Genomic DNA, 23,209 nt, shown 5'->3' with positions numbered 1-23,209 from the left:
ATATACTAAGTCTATGAAAGTCATCTTAGCGTTGGGAAATCCAGGCGAAAAATACACAAACACGAGGCATAATGCTGGGTTTTTGGCTATTGATAAATTTGCGTCAGAACAGGGGAAAACCTTTTCAAATAAGCCGAAGTTTTCCGCCGATATCACTGAACTCAATATTTCCGGAGAAAAAATCCTACTAGTTAAGCCAACTACTTTTTACAACGAGGTCGGAATTTCCGCCCGAGCAATCTTAGATTTTTACAAATTGACATTGGACGATTTACTAATTATTCACGACGACACGGCGCTGGATTTTGGTAAAATTCGAACCCGCAAAGGCGGTCGAGACGCGGGCAGTAATGGATTAAAGTCGCTCCACTCTCACGTCGGATCAGACTTTTGGCATATTCGTATTGGCACAGATAATTTGCTTAGGCGCCAAGTTGGTGACGTAGATTTTGTCCTGGGTAAATTCAACTCAGACGAGCAAAAGATTCTCCAAAGCTGGATATTACCCGAATCAATTAATTTGATCGAGAAATTCATCAACGGAACTATCGAGCCGTTCAGTATAAAATATTAAACAGATTCTAGCGTCGTTTTCGCGGCACAATTTTTGAAGCGCCGCTCTTCAATTGCTCTTCGGCTTGATGTAATTTCACAGCCGCAGCTTCTTGCAGATTGATCGATCGAGCCTCCAATATGCTGCTGCCGACCGCCAAACTCACGAACAATAAGCCCAAGCCGCCCGTCGCCCATTCCGGCAATTCCAAGTGGAATAATTTGGCAATCATCATCACGCCGAGCGCCATAATTGCCCAGTGAGCGCCATTTTCCAGATATTTATATTTGCTAAGCGCGCCTGTTCGCAATAAATATACGGTTAGTGATCGAACCCAAATTGCTCCAGCGCCCAGTCCAGCCACGATTAATAGCACGCTGTTGGTAATAGCGAACGCACCAATCACACCGTCAAAGCTAAAGCTGGCGTCCAAAATTTCCAAATATAGCAAGCTAGCAAACGCCGCCCAGCCAGTTTTAATCTTAACGGATTTTGCGTCATCTTCATGGAAAAATGACCCAAATAGTTCCAACCCAATATGCAGCACAATTCCAAGCACTGCCGAAATCAACACCAAAGATTTATGCGGCGCCTCGACCGTAAAATACAAAACAGCCGCCACGCTAAGCATTATACACACCTTAAAATTCTCAAATCGCCCAGCCTTCGCCAAAATCGGCTCAACATGTCGCATCCAGTGAACACGCTTGTTGTAATCGATAAAATAGCTAAGCCCAATCATAATCAAAAACGCACCGCCAAATGCGTCAATCATCGGCGACGCCTCGTGCAGGATTTTGCCGTACTCAACAGGTTTATGTAGCGCCAGATTAACAACATCCATAAATCCGTGGCCGCTCGCAATCATCACAATAGCAATTGGCAATATAAATCGAACAACAAACACCGCCACAAATATACCAGCCGTCAGGAAGACTTTCTGCCAGATTTGACTCATTCCCGCCAAAACCTTGCTATTTATCACCGCGTTGTCGAAGCTAAACGTAACTTCCAAAACCACCAAAATAGTGAATAGCCAAAGACCGCTAACGCCCATATGGCTAAAAATCAAACTGCCCAGACCTAAGGTCAATAGGACCGAAAACCAGAAAATCCGAAACGGATGATGTGAATGTAAAAGATGCTTCATATTGATTTAGTATAGCATAAGCATGGAGTATAATTTTATATATGGCACAAAAATCGCCAGATGGTCGCATAAAAAAGTTTTTATCAGCCAACAGCGAATTGATCGGTTGGGTGGTTTTTGGCGCCCTTATAATTTCTATTTATCAATTCAGCTCACGATTCGGCGTCATGTTATTAAACGGAGAATTTGCAGAATGGTGCAATAAATTACTTCCGTCATTACAAGATTTCATCACGCTGACGCTAAGCGTAATTGTCGAGGCGGTCCCATTCTTAATTTTAGGAATTATCATATCCGCGCTTATCAGATACTTTTTATCATCAAAAGACGTTTTCAAAATATTGCCAAAAAACGCCTTTCTTCGACGAATTGTGCTCTCTATGATCGGGCTAATTTTACCCGTGTGCGAATGTGGTAACGTACCAATTGCACGCAGCTTAATAGCAAATGGACTGAAACCTGCCGACGTTATTAGCTTTCTTTTCGCCGCGCCAATCATAAACCCGATAACCATAATTTCAACCATGACCGCCTTCAGCTTTGACGCCCGAATGGTTTGGTGGCGAATTATTTTTGCACTAATTATCGTACAAATAACCGCTTTTATCGTCGGATTTTTTAAGGAAGATTCCATTGTCAATCCAGAGTTTGAAAAACTTTGCCACCCTCATAATCACGGTTCGAAATTGCCAAACCTATTCAGCTCATCACGTAATGAATTCTGGCAATTATTTACTATGTTGGTCTTAGGTGCTAGCATCGCAGCTGCCACACAAATCTTCGTTCCGCGATTCATAATAAACGCCGTCGGCGGCGACATTTTCTTATCAGTCATATCCATGATCACGCTAAGTTTCATCATTTCGATATGCTCCAGCATCGACGCGTTCTTTGCATTAGCTTACGTGCGAAATTTCACGACAGGCTCAATTTTATCTTTCTTACTATTCGGACCGATGATAGACATAAAAATGATTACGCTATTAAAAACAACTTTTCGCTGGAAATTTATTGCAACAATTACCTTAACTGTATTCTTCTTATCTCTAATTGTCGGACTGGGAGTTAATTTATATGTACGCTAACCTTGCAAAATCAATTGGCGGAATTGTCGTTTGCGCATATATTTTGCTATTAGCTTGGCGCGACCAACTCGGCTTTTACGTTCATCCACGCTATCACACATTCGCGGTCGTAATTAGCGCAATCGGCGTTATACTTTTGCTTATTGATATAATGTTGCAATTAAAAAATAAACCCGCAAAAGACAAATCTAGAATTAGCTTGAAAAAAATTACCCCGATATCTTATTTTGCGATAATTATATTATCAGTCGGATATATATTTCCGCCAAAACCGCTCTCTCCGAGTAGCCTTGCTCAAAAAGAAAGTCCTATGATTATTGAGCCCGAAAGTCGTTGCGAAACACCTCAACCGAAAGAGAACTCTTCTACAATCTCAATAAATCGCTGGAAAACCGCAATAAATTCCTGCAAAGAAACCGCTTATTTTAACGGCAAAGACATCACCATAACTGGCTTCGTTTCAAATGATCTGTTAAAAAACTACGGCTATAATTACTTCAATATTGTCAGATACGTTATAAGTTGCTGCACTGTTGACAGCGTGCCTATGAAAATCCTGGTCGAGAAAAACTTTTCGACAGACTACCCAGATGGAACATGGCTAATCGTCAAGGGTAAATTGTCGCAAAAAATCGTTAATAGTCAAGCTGAATACGTCATAACCGACGCGCATATCACAAAAATCAGCCAACCCAAATATCCTTATGAATTGCTCGGAATATAAGTCTATTGCACACTTGTTGCAATAAGTTATAAACTATTAATAGCACTATGCTAAATGAAATATTTGAACGCCACAATCTTCGCCTGACAAAACCTCGCCAGCAAGTATTTGACATCCTGCGAAATTCAGATGTGCCTCTTACGGTTGGTGATATTGCAAAAAACTGCAAAAACATTAACCGCGCCAGCATTTACCGCACGCTACTGATGTTCGATAATTTGAACATTATAAACACCATAACTATTGGCTGGAAGAATTATTACGAGTTAGCGGAACCTTTTATACCACATCACCACCATCTCTACTGCATCAATTGTCAAAATGCCGAACCTATACAATCGCAAGAACTCGAAAAACTCATAGATCTCATTGGTAAAAAACATAATTTCATAGTCACAAAACACCACTTTGAGCTGGAAGGTATTTGCGAAAAGTGCCGACATATTATAGAAAATAAATAATTTTTCCCAACAAAAAAGCGCCAGGTAAGGGTGGGCATCACCTGACGCTTTTTTACCCTTCAACCCACCCGAGCTACCGTATCAGCGAAGCGTCGCGACTAAAACTCCAAAAGTCCGCGCCTGACTATTATCAACACCAATTAGTGCTCGCCTTAACGGATGTCGCCTTTGAAAAAGGGCAGTTAAAGGGGTTAGTATGCGCGTAACGTTGAACCGCAAAAAGTGGAGGGTAAGAATACTTAATGCCATTGCGCGCAACCTAACATATAGTTAGAATAGGGGGTATAAGGTGCGTTTGGTTAATGATTACTTAACCAATCGTCCTTGATTATAGCAAACATTTGACAAAGTGTCAATACTTTTTACCACATTTTTTATGGAAATCAATAGAATTACACCAGATGAACATATTTTCTCCCAGAGATTAGCGCATATTGCCAATCCACCAAAAAGCTTATGTTATATGGGAAAATTGCCAGAAGTAAGCGCGCCCGTCGTATCAATCGTCGGGTCCCGCAAGCCGTCTGCCTACGGAAAAGAAGTGACCGAGCGATTAGCAACAGATCTGGCAAAAGCCGGATGTGTAATCGTGAGCGGGTTGGCGCTAGGCGTGGATTGCATTGCCCAAAAAGCTGCAATTGAAGCTGGCGGAACGGTCGTGGCGGTCGTCCCAAACGAGCTTCCTGATATTTCACCGCGGACCAATTATCAACTAGCCATGAGCATCATAAAGCAGGGTGGCGCGGTCGTTTCAGAATGGATGAAGGGCGATAATAAAATAGTCAATCGTTGGAGTTTTCTGGAGCGCAATCGGCTGGTTAGTGGGCTGGCAGATGGCATTATCATCACTGAAGCCGCCGAGCGAAGCGGCACACTAAACACCGCCTCGCATGCACTTAATCAGGGAAGAGATTTGTTTGTAGTTCCCGGAAACATAACCAGCCCACTGTCGGCGGGTTGTAATACTTTATTAAAACAAGGGGCGTATTTGGTGACAGACGCCGACGATGTTTTATCAATCATCGCGCCAGAGAGATTACAAAAAGACAACGGCCAAGAATTAGCAGCCAGCGCAACAATTGAAGAAGCTATTATCATAAAACTCATCTCAGAAGGGCTGCGTGACGGCGACGAAATTCAACAAAAATCAGGATTATCCGCATCAGATTTTGCCACGGCGCTTACAATGCTAGAAATCAACGGTGTTATCAAACCTCTCGGGGCGAACAACTGGACGTTACGGTAGTTTTATTATATAATGCTACTTTATGAGAAGCCCCGACAGTTTACATCCAGAAAATGACATTACAGACAAAAAAAGAGAAGAGCCCTTTTTCAGTATAGAAGGCATACCCCCAACGCTACTTAGCCTCATCGGAACTGCCGCTGCGTGCATTGGGATAAAGGACCCTACTACATTTAAAGGATTTGCCACTTTCGTTATTGGCAGTGTAATGGATGCGCTAGACGGCAAACTAGCCAGGGCAACTGGAGGAGAAACTAAACTAGGCAAAATTGTTGACCATACTGGAGATAAAATCAAAGTATTCTGTACTATATGGAACATGTATAACGCAGGCACAGCTCCAAAATTGGTACTTGGTGGCTTTGCCGCGTCTAACGCTATCAATGCAGCGTGTTCAATAAAAACTCATATAGACAACCCCGACATGTCACAGGCGCCTGAAAAAAGTGGCAAGATAGCCATGGCCATGGAAGTTACATCTCTAATATTATATTCTGCCGGTAAATTTGCTGAGCTGCACGGCTTAAGAAAAACTAGCAACACAGTCAGGGCACTAGGTGGGCTGGCGGCGGCAACTGCTATAATTCCTGCGATACTATCGACAGCAAGCTATATCAGACGAGCAAGCGGCAATAACCACAACCCAGAAAAGCACCAAAATACGGGAGTTGATCGCAGTCTTGGAATAGCGGCACTACTTGGTCGCATTGGAGAATCTAGCCGTCAATAGAGATTGTTATTGTAGCTACATAGTGATTTGTTATAATATAAAGTTATGAAAAATCTCGTTATCGTCGAGTCACCAGCCAAAGCTAAAACCATCGAGAAATATCTCGGCAAGGATTTTCACGTCCTGTCCAGCGTGGGGCATATTCGCTCGATCGTTAAAAAGACGAAGGATGGAACGCCGCCGATTGACGTGGCTAACGATTTTTTCGCAATCTATGAAGTTGATCCTGAAAAAAAGAAAGTTATCACCGAACTAAAGAGAAATGTCAAGGCAGTTGGCAAGGAAAATGTTTGGCTCGCAACCGATGAAGACCGCGAAGGGGAGGCCATTGCTTGGCATTTGTGTAAGGTGTTGGATCTTCCTATTGAAACAACTAAGCGAATTGTTTTTCATGAGATCACCAAAGACGCCATAACCAACGCAATTAAGAATCCGCGAACCGTGGATATGAATTTGGTTCAGGCGCAACAAGCCAGGCAAATCCTTGACCGACTGGTTGGTTTTGAGCTCAGCCCAGTCGTCTGGCAGAAAGTTCCTGGCGGAAAATCGGCTGGTCGCGTTCAGAGTCCAGCAGTGCGATTGCTAGTCGAGCGCGAACGAGAAATTATGAAGTTTGAGGGCAATTCTCAGTTTAAAATTACTGCCATTTTTATTCACGACAATCAAGAATTCAAGGCCGAGCTTAATCAAAAATTCGATACAGAAGAAGCGGCGAACAAGTTCTTAAATAGCCTGAAACCTGCCGAATTTATTGTTAGCGATATCTCAAAAACTCCTGGGACCAGAAATCCAGCGGCGCCATTTACCACTTCAACCCTGCAACAGGAAGCCAACTCTAAACTTGGTTTCAGCTCCAAAGCAACCATGGCCTCGGCACAAAAATTATACCAAGACGGAAAAATCACCTATATGCGTACCGACTCCGTAAATTTGAGCGGTCAAGCCATCGCGGCGGCCACCGATTTTATCAAGCGTCTTTACGGTCCAGATTACTCAACGGTTCGCAAATTTAAGACCAAATCCGCATCCGCCCAAGAAGCCCACGAAGCCATTCGCCCGACAGACATCACTCTGGAAACCGCGTCTAATAATAGCTATGACCAGAAATTATACGACCTAATTCGACGCCGAACTTTAGCGTCGCAAATGTCGCCAGCGAAGCTAGAAAAAACGACTATCACAATTGACATCAAAGGCGATAATTTACCTAAGAGCAAAAAACTCGCTCAGTTTGAAGCAAAAGGCGAAGTCATTACATTTGATGGATTTTTGCGCGTTTACGGTGGCAATAAAGATGAGCTTCTACCGAAGTTACAGTCTGGCGATGAAGTCAATTCTCACGATATTACGGCTCGTCAAACATTCACCAGACCGCCAGCTCGCTACACCGAAGGTTCGCTAGTTAAGAAGTTGGAGGAGCTTGGAATTGGACGTCCGTCAACTTACGCTACGATTATTGACACTATTCAGACTCGTGGCTACGTTGAAAAGGGTGACAGCGAAGGTCAACCGCGTGATGTAATTGTTCTGAACTATAACGGCGAGGAAGTCAGTCGAAATGTTGTTCAAGAAAAGACTGGCTCAACTCGCGGCAAGCTTATTCCAACGCCAAGCGGCGAACTGATTGCCGATTTCCTGACGGACCATTTTACGCAAATTGTCGATTACGATTTCACCGCCAACGTTGAGACGGAATTTGACAAAATTGCCGGTGCTAATCTGGAAAAAAGCACAATGCTGCACGGATTTTACACGCCTTTCCATAAATTAATCGAGCAATCTGGCGGGATCGACCGAAGTAAAGTCGGTGCTAATCGCGAAGTGGGAATTGACCCGAAGACGAATAAACCGATTATCGCGCGATTTGGGCGATTCGGTCCAATGTTACAGCTTGGCGAAACTGACGGCGACGAAAAGCCGCGTTTTGCGCCGCTGCCAAAGGGCACGAAAATTGAGACAGTTACTCTGGAGCAAGCACTGGAAATGTTCAAGTTGCCACGCATCGTCGGACAAACAGAGGACGGGCAAGATATTAAGGCGAATATTGGACGATTCGGTCCATACATTCAAGTTGGCAAATTGTTCGTTTCCATTAAGCCGGAAGATCCGCATAGCATTACTTTAGAAAAAGCGCGTGAACTTTACGCCGCCAAATTAGAAGCCGAAGCCGCTAAGAATATCGCCGAATTCCCGGATGGAGTTAAAGTTCTTAATGGACGATTCGGTCCATACATCACCAACGGCACTAAAAATGTCAAAATCCCTAAAGATACGGATCCGAAAACTATTACTCACGAAAAAGCTCTGGAGCTATTAAGCGCCACAACAGCGAAACCAACTCGCAAACGCGTAGTTAAAAAAGCCACCAAAACATCCACTAAAAAGAAATAGCGCTTTCCATACTATCCAATAATTCCGGATAATAAAAACTCTTCATATAATCTATTGCAAAAAACGTAAAATAAATGCTATAATTTATATCAGCAATTATGGCATTTATCTATTGACTTTTGTCAAATGCAATTGTATAATTAAAAACATATTTTCAATCAATATAACCTGTGGTGAGGCAGAGAGGATGTTTCTAGTAGCATGAGCGAGACAGCAAAAACCGAGCAAAGCGCCAAATTAAATTCTGTCGTCGATACTATTATTTCTAAGATTCCGCAAGAGCGCGAGAAGGAAATTATTTCTCGACGATTTGGTTTGTATGACCGAAAAGAAACGTTAGAGTTAATTGGCGATATGTTCGGCATTACTCGCGAGCGCGTTCGTCAGCTAGAAAAAGCAATCTTAACACGTCTACGTGCAGCTGTCGCCGAGGGAGAACTTCCTTCGGTTATTGCTATGGAAAAAGAAATCACTTCGAGTTTGTCTGAGATGGGACGAGTTGCGCGCATGCAGGATTTGGCGTCGCATTTCCTCGGTAAAGAAGCTACTGCAATTGACCGCGCTCGTGTGGCGTTTATTTCTGAGCTGGCAGAAAACATCACGATTGTTACAGAGAATGACGATTATTACCAAGCGGCAGCAATTGACACTCTCGGCAATGAAAAGCAAATCAGAGCACGAGTCGAAGAAGTTGTAAAGACCATCAAAAAACACGGCGAACCCGTTACCGCGGAAGAATTGCACAAAAAATTGGACTATGAACATCCTTCAAACATTGCAGCCTTGGCTACTGTTAGTAAGAAATTAGCCAGCTTAAACGATCAGTGGGGACTAGCCAAATGGCCAGCGGTCAACCCAAAGAACATTCGCGATAAAATCTACGTTGTTCTGGACACGAATGGCTCACCGATGCATTTTTCCGACATTGCCAAAGGAATTCGGGACAGCGAATTTAACCGCCGAAGCGTCACGACGCAGGCAATTCACAATGAACTTATTAAAGACAAGCGCTTTGTTCTGATCGGTCGCGGCATTTACGCGCTTGCCAGCTGGGGCTACAGCCGCGGAACTGTAGCAGATATCATTACCGATATTTTGAAGAATTCCGAAACTCCGCTTCACCGCGATGAAATCGTTCGTCAAGTCCTCGACAAACGACAAGTCAAGGAAACTACTATTCTATTAAACCTTCAATCAAAGCCACAATTCAAACGCGTCGCTAAAGCCACATACGTTTTTGAAGAAGCCGCTTAAGCTAAGTTGCAAACTTCTTTCAGAGGTGAGATAATTTACACATAATGCAGATTATTTCTTGGATCATCGGTACGTTATTACAATGGTACGTTTGGATGCCAATCGTGGCAGTCCTGATGTTTTTGACGTGGCGAAATTATCGGAAAATCGAAGACTTCACCCCAGTTGAGAGCGTACTTTTGATTCTGGAAATCCCACGCACCAACGACAAGCAAGAGCTTGCCGCCGAGCAGTTATTCGCTTCACTGCACGGAATTCTTCGCGACAATAAAGAATTGCGATTATCTGGCGGACACCAGGAGCATATCAGCTTTGAAATCGCCTCAGTCAATGGGCAAATTCGCTTTTACGTTTGGGTGCCAAAAACCTTGCAAAGTTTCGTCGAAGGACAGATCTATTCTCAATACCCAACCGTTCAAATTCACCAAGCCGACGAAGATTACACTGAGCACGAGCGTGACCACGAAGTTGCTTATTCGACAGAATTGACATTAACCACGGATGAGTTTCTCCCGATTCGCACCTTCCAAAACTTCGAGGTCGACCCGCTGGCAGGCATTACGGGCACGCTGGCGAAATTGGAAACCACTGGTGAGGAATTGTGGATTCAGGTACTGGTCAGACCGATCCCTGACGACTGGCAAAACGCCGCAGATCGATACATAAATAGTATAAAAAACGGACGAATGTTCTCCTTGCCAGGATTCGGCGGCAGCATGCAATGGCTAATCGGCGTACTTGGCGCGTTATGGCAACCACCAGAGCAGGGAGCAAATCAATCGACAGCCGTTGAGCTGTCAGATCGCGATAAAACTCGCATTTCTGAAGCAGAGAAAAAGGCCACAAAACTCGGCTACGAGGTAAAAATTCGCTTGGTTTATATGGGCGAAAGTCAGACAAACGCTAAGCTTCGCATGCAGGCACTCGTCGGCACATTTAAGCAGTTCAACTCGACAAATCTCAACGGATTTCACGCCGTCAAGGGCGCGTTTGGTAAAGAATTTATTGATAAATATCGCAAGCGTTCGTTCATTGGCGACGGCTTCATCTTAAACATAGAAGAATTGGCGTCAGTTTTTCATTTGCCGCACACCAACGTCGAGACGCCGAATATAGTCTGGGCAAGCTCCAAAACTGCAGAACCGCCGTCCAAATTGCCAGTCTTAACCGGAGAAGATGTCAACGATGACCAAATTTCTGCCTTTGGCGTCACCAACTTCCGCGGCATCAGCCACCAATTCGGCATGTTACGCTATGATCGCTCACGCCACGTTTACATAATCGGGCAAACGGGCGCCGGAAAAAGTGGACTATTAGAGCTCTTCGCCTTAAGCGATATTTTCCATAATCAAGGATATGCCATCATCGACCCGCACGGCGACTTCGCAATCAACAACATGAAATTTATCCCTGGCAGCCGATTGAACGACGTGATCTATTTCAATCCAGCCGACACCGCGTATCCTCTGGGATTCAACCCGCTGGAAGTCACGAACCCTAATCAGAAAACCAACATTTCGTCAGAGATCATCGGCGTTTTGAAGCGTATTTTCGGCGATTCGTGGGGGCCACGGCTTGAGTATATTTTGCGGTATACAATTCTGGCTTTGCTGGACCGACCAGAAGCGACGATGCTCGACATTACTCGCATGCTAACAGATAAGGAATTCCGAAAAGAAACGCTGACTTATTGCCAGGACACCGTGGTTTTGCAATTCTGGAATGTCGAATTTGCCAGCTGGAATGACAAGTTTGTCGCCGAGGCAATTGCGCCAGTCTTAAATAAAGTCGGAGCTTTCACTGCCAATCCAATCATCCGCAACATCATCGGACAGCCAAAATCCACATTCAATATTCGCCAGATTATGGATGAAGGAAAGATTCTAATTGTCAATCTGTCCAAAGGTCTTATCGGTGAAGATAATGCCGCCATACTCGGTTCGTTTTTGGTTACGAAAATTCAGCTTGCCGCCATGTCTCGAAGTGACATTCCTGACGTGCGCGACCGCCGCCCATTCTATCTTTACGTCGACGAGTTCCAGAACTTTGCCACCGATTCATTTGCGACTATTCTGTCTGAGGCTCGAAAATATGGCCTTAACTTGACCGTTGCCAATCAGTACATTTCCCAGATGAGCGACACGGTTCGCGATGCGGTTTTCGGCAACGTCGGCACCATGATTTCTTTCCGAGTTTCCGCTGACGATGCGCCGATTCTTGCCAAGCAATTCGAGCCGAACTTCGAGGCAATCGACCTACTTCAAATGCACAATCGTAATTTTGTTGTCAATATGGTTATCGGCGGCGAGAAAACTCCTGCGTTTTCTGCTCGCACACTGGAACTTCCGCCAAGCCAAGCCGACAACACGCCGCACATTATTGAACATTCGCGTCGCATGTATTCGCGAAACAGGGAAGATGTCGAGAAGGAAATTGATACCGCAATAAAACCTGTCCGCAACCAAAAAAAGCAGCCTGCCAAACCTCAGTCGCAGCCCGTAAGCAACGCTCCAGTGGTCAATAGCCAACCGGAAAAGCCGCAACCTGCAGCAAACGACGGCGAAGTTGTTCTGCAAATTCGCGGCAATGATAATGCACCTACAGAAACTGCAATCAACACAGTTACACCGCTAGCTTCAGCCACGCCAAAAAGACGACGCCGCCGACGGAAAAAGAGCACTACCGCCGCCTAAAAACTATTCGTATCGCCACTGGCGCATATCGGAATTGTAAACATCGGTAATTCGCGGAGAAACCAACGTAGAAGTCGGTCCAGATGGCACCGATACGGCGTTTTGTTTAGTCAGAAAGGTGAGTAGTTTCTGGTTTTGATATCGTAGGTTTTTCGGTAATGGCTGACTAGCCACAACCTCGACTCGCGGCGTAGACATCACAAAACCCCACTCACCAAATGATGGCACATTGATCGAAAACGCCGTCACATATCGCTCTGGATGAGACGATTTGACGGTGTTTGCCACCATATAAAAAGCGTGCGGAGAGAAAAATGAAGACGTCGCCTGTGTCACCATAACTCCGCGCTCCGTTAAAATATTGCCAATTTGACGATATAATTGCTCGGAATACAACTTGGCTAATTTTTCATTCGACGGATCCACCAGATCAATCAGCACGACATCATATTTATCCTTGGTAGAGAAGGCGAATTGGAAAGCGTCTTGATTGACAATAGAAACGCGCGGATCATGCAACGAGCGCTGATTTACATCGGTGAGAAGATGATTAGTTTTCGCCAGATTAGTCATCACCTCATCAATATCAACCAACGTAATATGCTCAACACTGGGATATTTCAAAACGTCCCGAGCCAACAAGCCATCGCCGCCGCCCATAATCAGCACACGCTTCGGATTGGCGACCGAAGACAGAGCAGAAGCGGACAGAGTTTCGTGATAACGCGCTTCGTCAAGGCTGGAAAACTGCAGATTGCGATTCAAAAACAACCTCGTGTCATTCTTATATCTAGTCAGGACAATTTTCTGATACGGCGTCTGCTGCTGCCACATCACCGGATCTTTATACGTTCGCTTGTCGATTCCGTGCTCAATTTCTGTCGCGAAAATAAAGAATCCCACCAGCAACATTGTCGCAATAACGCTAATTGTCATCACAATTTTCGACGCTTTCATTTGCTTAAGAATCAGAACCGCAACGCCAATATTCAAAGCCGCCACCAGATACGCACTGCGCATCAAACCAAGATACGGAAGCATAACGAGCGGGAATAATAGCGACGCAATTAGCGCCCCAAAATAATCGAGTGCTAAAATCTTGCTAAATAATTTCACCGAAGACTTGCACCCGAACTCCTGAAACATTTTCATTAAAAGCGGAATTTCCAGCCCGATACAAATACCAATTGCCAGACTTATGACGGCAAAAATTAGCCAATGCGAACGCGTAAAAACGAATCCCAAATACATCAGCATCACCGAATTTCCACCAATTAGCCCCAGAATAATTTCGTTCGTTGCGAAGCTGGTTGCTGGATGAAGCTTGATGTAATTGACCAGCAGCGAGCCAATTCCCATGCCGAACAGCGTCACGCCAGTTGCCAGACTAAAGCTCAAAATCGAATCACCCACCAAATATGACGCAGCCGCGCCTAAAATCAGCTCGTAAATAATTCCGCCAATTGCTACTAAAATCGCCGCCGCAAATAAAGCAATTTGCTCCCGTTTTTTCGTACTTGATCGTGACATTATAGCTCCTTTTATTTACCAAGCCCGCCGCTGCTGCCGCCGTAAACACTGCGCGATCCGCCGTGACCTCCGCCATTACTGCTGTCGGAATTGTTGTCAAAGATGAATGCAAACAAAATAATAGCGATAAATATGGCAATGACTATAATCGTCGTCCAGTCAATCGGCTTAATGGTCCTGCCGAACATTTCCTTCTGTTCTTTATCGCTCAGCTGAACCTTGCGGTAGGCATCATATTCGCGATTATTGTACTTCTCAATCGTAATCAACTGACGGTTTTTCGGCGCGCCAGTATCCCTCAAAGTAGCATACGCCATCAGTTCTTTCGGGAAAACTTGATACGTATTTTTACCCTTGATATTCATAATTTCACCAATTCCAACCTCGTCAACCACTACAACGTGATCCTTGCCGTCCTGTTCAGAAACGGTGAATGATTGACCTTTTTTCAATTGCGTTGGGTCAATTGCCTGGGTGAAACGAATCGGCTCGTACAAAGAAACGGTTTGATCGCTGTGATCATATTCCACCCAGCTATCATAATCAGCCAACCCTGTAATCTCCCACTCTTCCCAGTAGTAAAATCGCTTATCTTTCTTATCCCATTCCCGAAAAAGCAAACAGCCAACAACTCGCAAATTCGTCTTCTTGCCGGTCAAAATCTGGTTAATTTTAAGTCGCGCCTTGGTTCGTTTCATCTTACAATGTCATTTCTTTCATAATTATGTTTTCCGCGTCCAGCATCCGTGCAACCAACTCTTTTATTTGTTGCAATTTATCATCATCCAGCATTTTACAAGTTGTCATCGCTATATACGCCACGCCGCTTTCCGGCCACGTATGAATCGCGATGTGCGACTCCGACAAAAGCAGAGCGGCGCTAATTCCTTGCGGAGAAAATTGATGCGTTACCGATTCCAAAGAATGCAAGCCCGCCAATTCCGTAACATTTCTTAACATTTTCTGCAGCTCATCCGCATCATTAAGCAAAGCAGAATCAACTTCGCTCGCTTTTATGGTTATAGATTGTACCTCATATGCATACATATTATAGTAATTATATCACCCCTAGAGAGCGTCAGGAGTAAAGGTGAAACGCGGCTGCTCTTAGGGAATATCGGTATTTAGATTATTAGGGAATTATAGCGAAAGGCGATATTATTGATTTTTCAATGATGGTCGTAGTAATATAGCAGTGTAAGACAGCAGCGCCCCTCTTATGTTAGAGCAACGCGGGCTGTCTTATTTTATTTTGACTGATGTATTACCCTTAAACACCACCAGAACTGTATAATATTAGGAAACTGCTGACATCATAACAATATGTTGACCTACTCCGCCTCTTGAAGACGGCTGCATGAAGGCTCCTCATTTTCGAAGTGCCTTTTTTGGCGGCTTTGAAAAAAATAGTAAATATATTCCAAATACAAGCTTAATTGCCGAGTCAATATATGCTATCACCTCTAATGGGATATCGGTAAAAATGTATCCTACAAAAATATTAATGGCGCAAATAAGACCTAGATATATCATTGATTTTCCATGCACAAAATAATACAGGAAAAAATGTAGCGCGGTTGCCATCAGCGCTCCAAGCCAAATCAATCTCCAATTTTCAGTCGCAAAGAATGGCCCGCCCAGCAAAACCATTAAGATAAATAATAAAATAACGGCGTATAAAGATACTTTCTTTTGAAATTCACTCGAAGGGCCATCAGACAGCCTATTCAACACCTTTTTATTCATGTTGATTGAGAAAAAACTAATAACATATCCAATACTAAATATTTGCATATTTATTATTTGCTTTCCTCCTACTAAAGTAGCTATTGAAATAATCGCCGCTATTACAATTAGCCACAATCCACACGCTCTCTTATAATTGAATTCTAACTTTTCATCTTTATTATAATTTAAAAAAGCCATAAATATCTCCGATAAAATTATCACTCTTATTATATCACCACAACGATAAAGCCTAAAAATCGTAAGCATTTATTATCAACATATGATAAACTAATCTCATGGAAACGCTTATATCTATAGTTATAGTAGCCGCCGCAATTATTTTTCTGGCAATCAAAGCAAGGCAGGGGACCGACGGCGACACAAGCCCAATTAAAACCCCAATAAAGAAAGAATATGTATACATCAAAAAATCTTGTGCAATGACGCCAAGTGAATTATCGTTTTATAAAACACTACACGAAGCGGTAAACGGATGTGTAATTATACCTCAGGCTCATTTAAGTATGTTTTTGGATCACGAGATAAAAGGGCAAAGTTGGAAAGCAGCTTTCGCGAAAATAAACGGCAAATCTGTAGATTTTCTAATTTGCACCAATGATATGAAGCCCCTCATAGCTATTGAGCTTGATGATAGTACTCACAATCAGCCCGATCGGAAAACGCGCGATGATTTCGTCAATTCGATCATGACCAACACTAATATGCCCCTACTGCGATTTAAGGCGGGCGAATGGAACAGTGAAATAATTAAGCACAGAATCACCCAAGCTCTTTCGCAAAATTAGCAATTAAAAAAACAATAGAACAAAATACGAACTAATTATTAGTCATTTTTAAGCGTACATAAAGCCGAATCGGCTGAATATTTATATTGATAAATTTTGCGCAATACAAACATAAATTATAAATCCGAGCCAATGCAGATAAACCAATACACAACATAAAACGCACCAAGCCAGTAAAATAGGGCGGTTTATAAAATAGTAAACGACAAGTGGGTTGATTTGGTAAAGATGAGATAAATTTATCACGAAGAAAGACGATGGGAATAGTCGTGTTTTAGATATAGTTTTAATGTCGCACAATGTACCTTTTACGCAATAATAAATGCCGCACAAAGATGAATATACATATGTCTACATATATTCGCTAACACCTTAAAAACGAACTTTTTTCCAGTAATTCGACCAGGGGATTCTCTATTATACACAACCTCATAGAACATACCGTCTTTTATAAAAAATTACACCAACAAAATACGAACTTAAAAAAATATTTTTTTAATTCCAGCACTATACATGCCGGAGTGCTACATTGATATTTTTACATCAATATAAACTCTGAGTATGCGCGCCGTAAGCTCGTTAAGTTTTCCACAATGCATTTTATATTATTTGACATTTTTATATTTTTATTGCCCTACTCCCCTAGCTTATCATTTTGCGATTATTTGACTTTTGCATATTTTTATATTGTTATATATATTTTCTACGCCATACAGAAATAGAACAAAAAGAGAACTTACTCTATCCAGAAGAGAAGTTGACCACCCTACTTATAGAACGACCTCTGATCCACCCTGACGTCTATATACCCTGGCTTCGCGCCATTATTATCCAAATAACTCAAAGTAGCTATCGCCTGTTTAACCTGAGCTTGAGCAGACCTATCTACCGTCATACGAATCTGGGTTTCCCTGCCCTCGACCTTAAACCAGACTTGGCGTACAGTATTAGCTGGCAGAATAACCTCTGAAACATTCATTTTATGCTGCGAAAATTCAGACACAGCTTGACCAAGGAAGCTCAAGAATTGACGATTGATAACTTCTTGACCACCTCTAGTCGGTAGGCCACTCTCATCACGAACAGCAACCGTAGGCGCGGCAAAATAATTCCGTTCAAAAGTAACACCGCTATCATCAACAAAATAAATCTTATCCCCAGAAGACCACTGGGCCACCGGCTGCCTAAACGTCAACTTGACAGCTGATCGCGCTAGAAAATCTCCCTCCACGCGAATGTTTTTTACCTCAGGAGCTTTCTGTAAAAAGAATTGCTTTAGGTCATTATTATTGAGGAAGAACCGGAACCTCTCCGCTGGATGGGCGCTGTAATATTCATTAAGAACGCTCACGTATTTATTAGCGTTGCTGGAACTTTTTGCGTCGGGAGTTTGGATTGAAATATTGATTGTCAATTGGAACAAAAGAAATATCACAACAAGCAAACTCACCGCAGTCGCAAGCATTTTCCGCATTACACGGCGACGTTTTTTCACCAATTCGTGAGTCTCGAGCCTCTCAGAAGTCTCCAAAGGAGAGGACGTTTGGCGGCTATTAAGCGTCCTGTTCCGACGATACGATTGGGCGGGCAAATCATCGTAATTCTCGGTTCGACGACGCGCCGCGATTTCTCGACGACTCAGATTCTCGTCCGACTTTTTCTTAGAGAAGGGGAATTTCACTTTCGCCTACCCTGCCTTCGCACCGTAGTAAGAATAATCTTCGCCATATCTTTAGCCGCGTTTGGCTTGGCAAATTTACCGAAGTTATCGCCCAAACCTTTAAGAATTTTCTGAGATTTTAATACGCCAATTATTTTTCGTGCCAAGATTTGGTTGTCCTTATCCAACTCATCTTCGGAAACTATCAACGCCGCCAATGCGTCCTGATAAACCTTAGCGTTTTTCAATTGATGCCCGCCCGTCAAATGACCATTAGGGATGATGATTGTCGGTTTATGTAGCGCCGCCAATTCCAGAAGAGTGGTCGCCCCTGCCCTGGTCACGACTATATCCGCCGCCGCCAAAACTTCCGCCATTCCGTTGTGAACAAACGCCTGCAATCGCCAGCCTTCTCGCTCGTCGGTTTGCTCGAGAATTTCTTCATATTGCTGATTTCCCGATATCAAAAATACCGAAGCCTCAGCAAGCAGATTTTCCCTAATTGCTACAATCGCGGAATTAATTCGCCCGGCTCCGAGTCCACCGCCAGTAATAACAACTAGCGGTTTATTGACATTAAAGCCTAATTTTTCCTTCAATTCTTTCCTCTCAGCCTCAGAATATGGATGGAATTCTGGCGCAACTGGAATGCCAACATATGAAGCTTTTTCTGGTGGATAATTGTAATATTCAAGCGGCGCGCCCGTGGCGATAGCTTTTGCGAAGGGGCTCAGCAAGCGATTCGTCAAACCTGGATGCGCGTCAGAATCATGCAAAACCAACGGAATTCTTAATAGCCGAGCCGCATAGCCAACCGGCAGACAAACATATCCGCCCTTAATAAAAATAACGTCTGGACGCCACTTCATAAGCTTAAATAAACTCTGGAAAAATCCAATCATCACCTTAAAACCGTCGCGCAAATTTGGAAATAGAATTGACGGATGCAGATGAAATGAGATGCTTTTTCCGTGATATCGACGCAATTTTCCAGCAATAATCAAATCGACCGGAATATTTTCATCGAACTTAGCAAAAATACCGCGCGCGCTGGCGCCAAATTTTTTATCGCACCAAAAACGAAGCTCGTGATCACCAGTTTTCTGTAATTCTCTAAATACGGCTACCACTGGCGTAACGTGTCCGCCTGAGCCGCCGCCGACCGCTAAGATCTTGGCCACTTTCACCCTCCTCTAATGCTTTATGTGACGTATATTTGGAAATTTGAAAAACTAAACCGAGTGCTGCCGCGATAAATAACATACTTGTACCGCCATAACTTAATAATGGCAATGGAATTCCGGTAAGCGGCGCCAACCCTGTCATTGCGGCGATATTCAGTATCACGTGAGAAGCAATCCAGCCAAAAATTCCCGCCACAATTAGCCGCAACGTCACGTTCGGAAGTCTCGCGGCTACATGCAAAATCGACAATAATAATGCCGTAAATAGCGCCAATATAGCCATTAAGCCGACAAAGCCAAACGTTTCTCCCATGACGGCAAAAATTGAGTCGTTAGTCGCCTCTGGAAGATATCCTGTCGCCTGAACGCTTTTACCAATTCCAAGCCCCAGAAGCCCGCCAGAACCAATCGCAATCCTGGCCTGCTGGATGTGATAATTCTTATTCTCCTGACTGCTCGTCCCTTTGTGACTATCGCCTTGCACGAAAGTCATCACGCGCTCGATTCGGTGCGGCGACGTAAAAATCATCACCAAACCACAAAGCGCAACAATTGCCAGAATCTTCTTGAAAATCTTCCAATCAATTCCAGCCACCAAAATCATTGATAAAATAATCGCTATCAACGAAATTCCCGTTCCCAAGTCTTTTTGCAAAAACACAATCATCAGCAGCGACAAGCCGGAAATAATGCCCAGCGGAATGATAGTTTCTTGGATGTCGTTCAATTTTTCCTGTTGCGACCGCCGCCCTAAAAATCCCGCCAAAAATAATAGCACGCCATATTTGAGCAATTCTGATGGCTGGAAACTTCCCAGTACGCCCAATTGGAACCATCGATACGCACCGTTAGTTTCTTGCGCAAACGACAAATGAAGTACCGCGCCCGAGAGAAATAGTAAAATGCATAGCGCAAATCCAGCGTAGAGAATATACTTCGATCTCTCGCCAATAAACCATTTGTACGGCGTAAAGTAAAACGCAGAAAAAGCCACGACGGCAATAAATACGCTCGTCAGCTGCTTGCCAAAGAAATACGTATCGCTATAATTCGTGCCGTAAGCATAATTCATCACGTTGGCGCGTTGCGGCCCCAGCGCATACATAACAATCAGCCCAAGTAGCAACAAAAGCCCCATATAAAGCACAATCTGATACATCGGTCGATGGCTTCGAACCGGCTGAGCTATAGATTGACGATTTTTGGCGACCGAATTACGCAATATGACCTCCAGCAAGCGCCAGCATCACGCCGATAAACGCCATCACGCAGCCAATAACCCAAAAACGCATCGTCACCTTAGTTTCTGGCCAACCAATCGCCTCCAAGTGATGATGAATCGGCGCAGACAAGAAAATCTTTCTCTTAAACAGCTTCTTGCTGACGATTTGGGTCAAGCTTGATCCCGCCTCAATTACAAACAACAAGCCAATCACAGGAAGTAGGAGTAGAGAGTCGGTCAGCATTGCCACAACGCCCAAACACGCGCCATAAGCGAAACTTCCAACATCGCCCATGAAGAATCGAGCTGGATAAATATTGAACCACAAATAGCTCAAAAGTACACCAACAACAGTAAAGCAGAATCCCGCCAATATAACATGTTGTTGTAATAAAGCAATCACACCAAACGCCCCAAAGCTAATGCCAAGCAGCCCGCCTGCCAGCCCATCCATTCCGTCAGAAATATTAACAGCGTTACCGGTAGCCACCACCGCAAATGCAAACAGCGGAACTATCAACCAACCAATATTCACCTCGCCCACAAACGGCACATGGAAACTCGCCACGCCCAATTTGGCAAAGAAAAACCAACCAAGCACCACGCCAATCAGCGTAATCAGCGCAAACTTCACTGGGCTACGAAGCCCAGCCGCGCCGCCGCCCAAACCACGCAGATTGATGATATCGTCAATCAGCCCGACAATTCCGCCACCAACCAACGCCGCCAGAGGAAGCCAGGTCTGCGCTCGGTCTAAATTGAAGAAAATCGTCACCACGAAAATTGAAATTACACCAATCACCCCAGCCATCGTCGGGATGTTTCGCCGCAATTTTGCCGCTTGGAATTTGGCAAAAACCTTTAGCTTTTTCCCATCAGTGCTTTCCGACCTTTGGCGCTTCCAGAAGCGATATCGATAAGCGAAAAACGTATAAATTGGCGTTAAAAACATCGCTAGCAAAAACGCGCCGACACTCAGCAAAAATACGTGCGTCAATTCATTGGTCATTGTTTGTAAAGCTATTCCCATATTTATTCCTTTGGTGCTATTTTCATATAATCAATCATCCAGTTGGATATATCTGTAAAAATTGGTCCGGCATGAAGATTTCCCTGCAAATTAATCCCCTTGCCTGGAGCCGCTACACGTACCATTATGACATATTCGGTGCCATTTTTTCCACCGCCATAACCAATATATGTAGCAATCGTTTCCTTTTGAGTGTAAGCGCCATTAACCACCGCTTCAGAAGTACCAGTTTTTCCACCAATTTCATAGCCAGACTTGTCGCTCTTTGACAAGAATGAAGATCGGCGCGCCGTCGTTAGCATCGTTCGCATCTGCGATGACGTACCGCCGCTTACGGTTTGGCGAATGACTTTATTTTCCGACGATTTCAAATTGCCAGATTCGTCAATTGTACCAACGAGAATGGTTGGTTTGTAATATTGACCGCCGTTAACCAGCGATGAAAATCCAGCCGCGACTTGAACCATAGTCAAGTTCATACTTTGTCCGTAAGTCATAGCCGAATAACGAACCTCATTTCCTTCAGCGCTATCTGGCGGATAAATATAGCCCGAAGCCTCGCCCAGCTCAATTCCAGTTTTAGCGCCAAAGCCAAATTTATCGTGATAATATTCATACAAAGTCTGGCGAGCCGGCAAATTAATCTGAGAGCCATTTCCTAATTTTCGAATCGCGGTAATCGTACCGACGTTGAGCGAGTTATTGAATGCCCCCTGAATCGTCATTGGACCGCCCAAACCTCTCAAGACATTACACATCGTGCGGTCGGCAACCTTTATACAATCGGTATTATTATAAGTTGTAGACGGTGATACAACGCCCTTATCAATTGCCGTGGCAAAGCTAAAGGATTTGATAATCGATCCCGGCTCAAATGGCACCATCGACGCGCTGTCTACAAACACCGACCCATTTTTCTGCTTGGCAAAATCCGCCGGATTATAAGTCGGATAATTCGCCATTGCCAGAACTTGACCGTTTTTCGGATTCATAACAATCACACTTCCCTCGGTGGCGCCAGCTGCTTCGACTCCCTTTTTCAACGCCAATTCAGTCTGGCTTTGGATATTCCTATCCACCGTCAGTGCTAAATTGTCACCAGATTTCGCCTCGATTCGCATATTATTTTTTCCGACCGTCAAAGGTATATTCCTCACGTCAGTTACAGATTGTAATAGTCCGTCCCGACCCTTAAGCTGCTTATTCAAAGAGCCTTCGATGCCATATTGACCTTCGCCAGCCGCATTCACAAATCCAAGCACGTGTGCGCCCAGTTCGCCCTCAGGATAATTTCGAATAGAACTTTGTTGATATAGCACGCCCGCAAAGTTTTTCTTTTTCAATTTTTCCGCTTGAGTTCTGGTGATATTCTTCGCCAAAACTTCATAGCGTGACTTTTTATTATTGAGCCGTTCAGATACATTTTCCGTCATTTCGCCACCAGCAATTTCCCTCAAACTATCAACAAGCTGACTCCGCTCTTTATCGTCAATCGACTGCGGATCCGCAATCACCGTATAAACCGTCTGATTAAGCACCACAGGAACTGGCGTTTTCCCGTCCATCATATAAATTTTCCCGCGCTCCGCAGGAATGATAAATTGACGCTGCTGACTCGCTCGCGCTAATTCCGTATATTTGCCATATTGCAAAATCTGCAATTGAAATAATCGCAACACAAAAGCCGCCATCACTACCAGTAAAGCGATGGCTAACCAACCAGTTCTTGAACGAATAAGCCGCTGCATATTGCTTATCCTAT

The 23,209-nt window shown here is 43.9% G+C and carries 20 protein-coding genes; 10 read left to right on the top strand and 10 right to left on the bottom strand.

The features are described 5' to 3' along the window. Positions 1 to 13 precede the first annotated feature (13 nt). Positions 14 to 574: an aminoacyl-tRNA hydrolase gene (gene pth, locus LRM44_RS02015; RefSeq protein WP_243803565.1), complete on the top strand. Its 561-nt coding sequence runs from the start codon at positions 14 to 16 to the stop codon at positions 572 to 574. Between the two features lie 7 nt (positions 575 to 581). Here pth and LRM44_RS02010 read toward each other — a convergent pair whose 3' ends face one another. Continuing rightward, positions 582 to 1,703, bottom strand: a complete 1,122-nt coding sequence (locus tag LRM44_RS02010) for a DUF475 domain-containing protein (protein WP_243803564.1) — start codon at positions 1,701 to 1,703, stop codon at positions 582 to 584. 41 nt (positions 1,704 to 1,744) lie between these two features. Here LRM44_RS02010 and LRM44_RS02005 point away from each other — a divergent pair, with 41 nt between their 5' ends. The 8 genes from LRM44_RS02005 (at position 1,745) to LRM44_RS01970 (ending at position 12,287) form a co-directional block, all read left to right on the top strand. Beyond that, entirely contained in the window at positions 1,745 to 2,788 is a 1,044-nt protein-coding gene (locus LRM44_RS02005; RefSeq protein ID WP_243803563.1) for a permease, read from the top strand. Beyond that, entirely contained in the window at positions 2,778 to 3,512 is a 735-nt protein-coding gene (locus LRM44_RS02000) for a TIGR03943 family putative permease subunit (protein ID WP_243803562.1), read from the top strand. The genes LRM44_RS02005 and LRM44_RS02000 overlap by 11 nt, the downstream gene beginning before the upstream one ends. 47 nt (positions 3,513 to 3,559) lie before the next feature. Continuing rightward, positions 3,560 to 3,973, top strand: coding sequence for a Fur family transcriptional regulator (locus LRM44_RS01995; protein WP_243803561.1), 414 nt, complete (start codon positions 3,560 to 3,562; stop codon positions 3,971 to 3,973). A 376-nt stretch (positions 3,974 to 4,349) separates the two neighbouring features. After that, positions 4,350 to 5,219, top strand: coding sequence for a DNA-processing protein DprA (dprA, locus tag LRM44_RS01990; protein WP_243803560.1), 870 nt, complete (start codon positions 4,350 to 4,352; stop codon positions 5,217 to 5,219). A 22-nt stretch (positions 5,220 to 5,241) separates the two neighbouring features. Then, a complete protein-coding gene (locus LRM44_RS01985) occupies positions 5,242 to 5,949 on the top strand; it encodes a CDP-alcohol phosphatidyltransferase family protein (RefSeq protein ID WP_243804456.1) in 708 nt (235 codons plus the stop codon). Between the two features lie 45 nt (positions 5,950 to 5,994). Then, positions 5,995 to 8,340 carry a type I DNA topoisomerase gene (gene topA, locus LRM44_RS01980; protein ID WP_243804454.1) on the top strand — a complete coding sequence of 782 codons (2,346 nt, stop codon included), beginning with the start codon at positions 5,995 to 5,997 and terminating at the stop codon, positions 8,338 to 8,340. A gap of 201 nt (positions 8,341 to 8,541) precedes the next feature. Further along, positions 8,542 to 9,594 (top strand): sigma factor-like helix-turn-helix DNA-binding protein, encoded by a 1,053-nt coding sequence (locus LRM44_RS01975; protein WP_129632578.1) that lies wholly within the window; start codon positions 8,542 to 8,544, stop codon positions 9,592 to 9,594. A gap of 44 nt (positions 9,595 to 9,638) precedes the next feature. Then, positions 9,639 to 12,287 carry a type IV secretory system conjugative DNA transfer family protein gene (locus LRM44_RS01970; protein ID WP_243804452.1) on the top strand — a complete coding sequence of 883 codons (2,649 nt, stop codon included), beginning with the start codon at positions 9,639 to 9,641 and terminating at the stop codon, positions 12,285 to 12,287. Between the two features lie 3 nt (positions 12,288 to 12,290). Here LRM44_RS01970 and LRM44_RS01965 read toward each other — a convergent pair whose 3' ends face one another. The 4 genes from LRM44_RS01965 to LRM44_RS01950 form a co-directional block, all read right to left on the bottom strand. After that, a complete protein-coding gene (locus LRM44_RS01965; protein WP_243804450.1) occupies positions 12,291 to 13,817 on the bottom strand; it encodes a polyamine aminopropyltransferase in 1,527 nt (508 codons plus the stop codon). An 11-nt stretch (positions 13,818 to 13,828) separates the two neighbouring features. Then, positions 13,829 to 14,515, bottom strand: a complete 687-nt coding sequence (locus tag LRM44_RS01960) for a hypothetical protein (protein ID WP_243804449.1) — start codon at positions 14,513 to 14,515, stop codon at positions 13,829 to 13,831. Between the two features lies 1 nt (position 14,516). Next, positions 14,517 to 14,864, bottom strand: a complete 348-nt coding sequence (gene speD / locus LRM44_RS01955; RefSeq protein ID WP_243804447.1) for an adenosylmethionine decarboxylase — start codon at positions 14,862 to 14,864, stop codon at positions 14,517 to 14,519. 321 nt (positions 14,865 to 15,185) lie between these two features. Next, positions 15,186 to 15,743: a DUF6609 family protein gene (locus LRM44_RS01950; protein ID WP_243804446.1), complete on the bottom strand. Its 558-nt coding sequence runs from the start codon at positions 15,741 to 15,743 to the stop codon at positions 15,186 to 15,188. 98 nt (positions 15,744 to 15,841) lie between these two features. Here LRM44_RS01950 and LRM44_RS01945 point away from each other — a divergent pair, with 98 nt between their 5' ends. After that, positions 15,842 to 16,351, top strand: a complete 510-nt coding sequence (locus LRM44_RS01945; protein WP_243804444.1) for a DUF2726 domain-containing protein — start codon at positions 15,842 to 15,844, stop codon at positions 16,349 to 16,351. Between the two features lie 766 nt (positions 16,352 to 17,117). Here the strand turns inward: LRM44_RS01945 and LRM44_RS01940 are convergent. From LRM44_RS01940 to LRM44_RS01920, 5 genes are read right to left on the bottom strand one after another with little or no spacing between them, the layout of a single operon-like run. Next, positions 17,118 to 18,032 carry a cell division protein FtsQ/DivIB gene (locus LRM44_RS01940; protein ID WP_243804442.1) on the bottom strand — a complete coding sequence of 305 codons (915 nt, stop codon included), beginning with the start codon at positions 18,030 to 18,032 and terminating at the stop codon, positions 17,118 to 17,120. Beyond that, entirely contained in the window at positions 18,029 to 19,192 is a 1,164-nt protein-coding gene (locus LRM44_RS01935; protein ID WP_243804440.1) for a UDP-N-acetylglucosamine--N-acetylmuramyl-(pentapeptide) pyrophosphoryl-undecaprenol N-acetylglucosamine transferase, read from the bottom strand. The genes LRM44_RS01940 and LRM44_RS01935 overlap by 4 nt, the downstream gene beginning before the upstream one ends. Next, on the bottom strand, positions 19,125 to 20,417 hold the full coding sequence (locus tag LRM44_RS01930) for an FtsW/RodA/SpoVE family cell cycle protein (RefSeq protein ID WP_243804439.1): 1,293 nt from the start codon (positions 20,415 to 20,417) through the stop codon (positions 19,125 to 19,127). Before LRM44_RS01930 ends, LRM44_RS01935 begins: the two co-directional genes overlap by 68 nt. After that, positions 20,410 to 21,447, bottom strand: a complete 1,038-nt coding sequence (locus LRM44_RS01925; RefSeq protein ID WP_129632551.1) for a phospho-N-acetylmuramoyl-pentapeptide-transferase — start codon at positions 21,445 to 21,447, stop codon at positions 20,410 to 20,412. Before LRM44_RS01925 ends, LRM44_RS01930 begins: the two co-directional genes overlap by 8 nt. A gap of 2 nt (positions 21,448 to 21,449) precedes the next feature. Then, on the bottom strand, positions 21,450 to 23,195 hold the full coding sequence (locus tag LRM44_RS01920; protein WP_243804437.1) for a peptidoglycan D,D-transpeptidase FtsI family protein: 1,746 nt from the start codon (positions 23,193 to 23,195) through the stop codon (positions 21,450 to 21,452). Positions 23,196 to 23,209: the final 14 nt, after the last annotated feature.

The organism is Candidatus Nanosynbacter sp. HMT-352 (genome assembly GCF_022819385.1).
Lineage (GTDB): Bacteria > Patescibacteriota > Saccharimonadia > Saccharimonadales > Saccharimonadaceae > Nanosynbacter.
The sequence above is the reverse complement of the archived record's forward strand: the minus strand, read 5'-3'. Positions and strand labels throughout refer to the sequence as shown.

Excerpts from the sequence above, each read along its gene's own strand:
- LRM44_RS02010 (WP_243803564.1), bottom strand. The coding sequence starts at position 1,703 with ATGAAGCATCTTTTACATTCACATCATCCGTTTCGGATTTTCTGGTTT.
- topA (WP_243804454.1), top strand. The coding sequence starts at position 5,995 with ATGAAAAATCTCGTTATCGTCGAGTCACCAGCCAAAGCTAAAACCATC.
- LRM44_RS02000 (WP_243803562.1), top strand. The coding sequence starts at position 2,778 with ATGTACGCTAACCTTGCAAAATCAATTGGCGGAATTGTCGTTTGCGCA.
- LRM44_RS01995 (WP_243803561.1), top strand. The coding sequence starts at position 3,560 with ATGCTAAATGAAATATTTGAACGCCACAATCTTCGCCTGACAAAACCT.
- LRM44_RS01950 (WP_243804446.1), bottom strand. The coding sequence starts at position 15,743 with ATGGCTTTTTTAAATTATAATAAAGATGAAAAGTTAGAATTCAATTAT.
- LRM44_RS02005 (WP_243803563.1), top strand. The coding sequence starts at position 1,745 with ATGGCACAAAAATCGCCAGATGGTCGCATAAAAAAGTTTTTATCAGCC.
- LRM44_RS01960 (WP_243804449.1), bottom strand. The coding sequence starts at position 14,515 with ATGAAACGAACCAAGGCGCGACTTAAAATTAACCAGATTTTGACCGGC.
- dprA (WP_243803560.1), top strand. The coding sequence starts at position 4,350 with ATGGAAATCAATAGAATTACACCAGATGAACATATTTTCTCCCAGAGA.
- LRM44_RS01925 (WP_129632551.1), bottom strand. The coding sequence starts at position 21,447 with ATGGGAATAGCTTTACAAACAATGACCAATGAATTGACGCACGTATTT.
- LRM44_RS01985 (WP_243804456.1), top strand. The coding sequence starts at position 5,242 with ATGAGAAGCCCCGACAGTTTACATCCAGAAAATGACATTACAGACAAA.
- LRM44_RS01970 (WP_243804452.1), top strand. The coding sequence starts at position 9,639 with ATGCAGATTATTTCTTGGATCATCGGTACGTTATTACAATGGTACGTT.
- LRM44_RS01975 (WP_129632578.1), top strand. The coding sequence starts at position 8,542 with ATGAGCGAGACAGCAAAAACCGAGCAAAGCGCCAAATTAAATTCTGTC.
- LRM44_RS01945 (WP_243804444.1), top strand. The coding sequence starts at position 15,842 with ATGGAAACGCTTATATCTATAGTTATAGTAGCCGCCGCAATTATTTTT.
- LRM44_RS01965 (WP_243804450.1), bottom strand. The coding sequence starts at position 13,817 with ATGTCACGATCAAGTACGAAAAAACGGGAGCAAATTGCTTTATTTGCG.
- LRM44_RS01920 (WP_243804437.1), bottom strand. The coding sequence starts at position 23,195 with ATGCAGCGGCTTATTCGTTCAAGAACTGGTTGGTTAGCCATCGCTTTA.
- pth (WP_243803565.1), top strand. The coding sequence starts at position 14 with ATGAAAGTCATCTTAGCGTTGGGAAATCCAGGCGAAAAATACACAAAC.
- speD (WP_243804447.1), bottom strand. The coding sequence starts at position 14,864 with ATGTATGCATATGAGGTACAATCTATAACCATAAAAGCGAGCGAAGTT.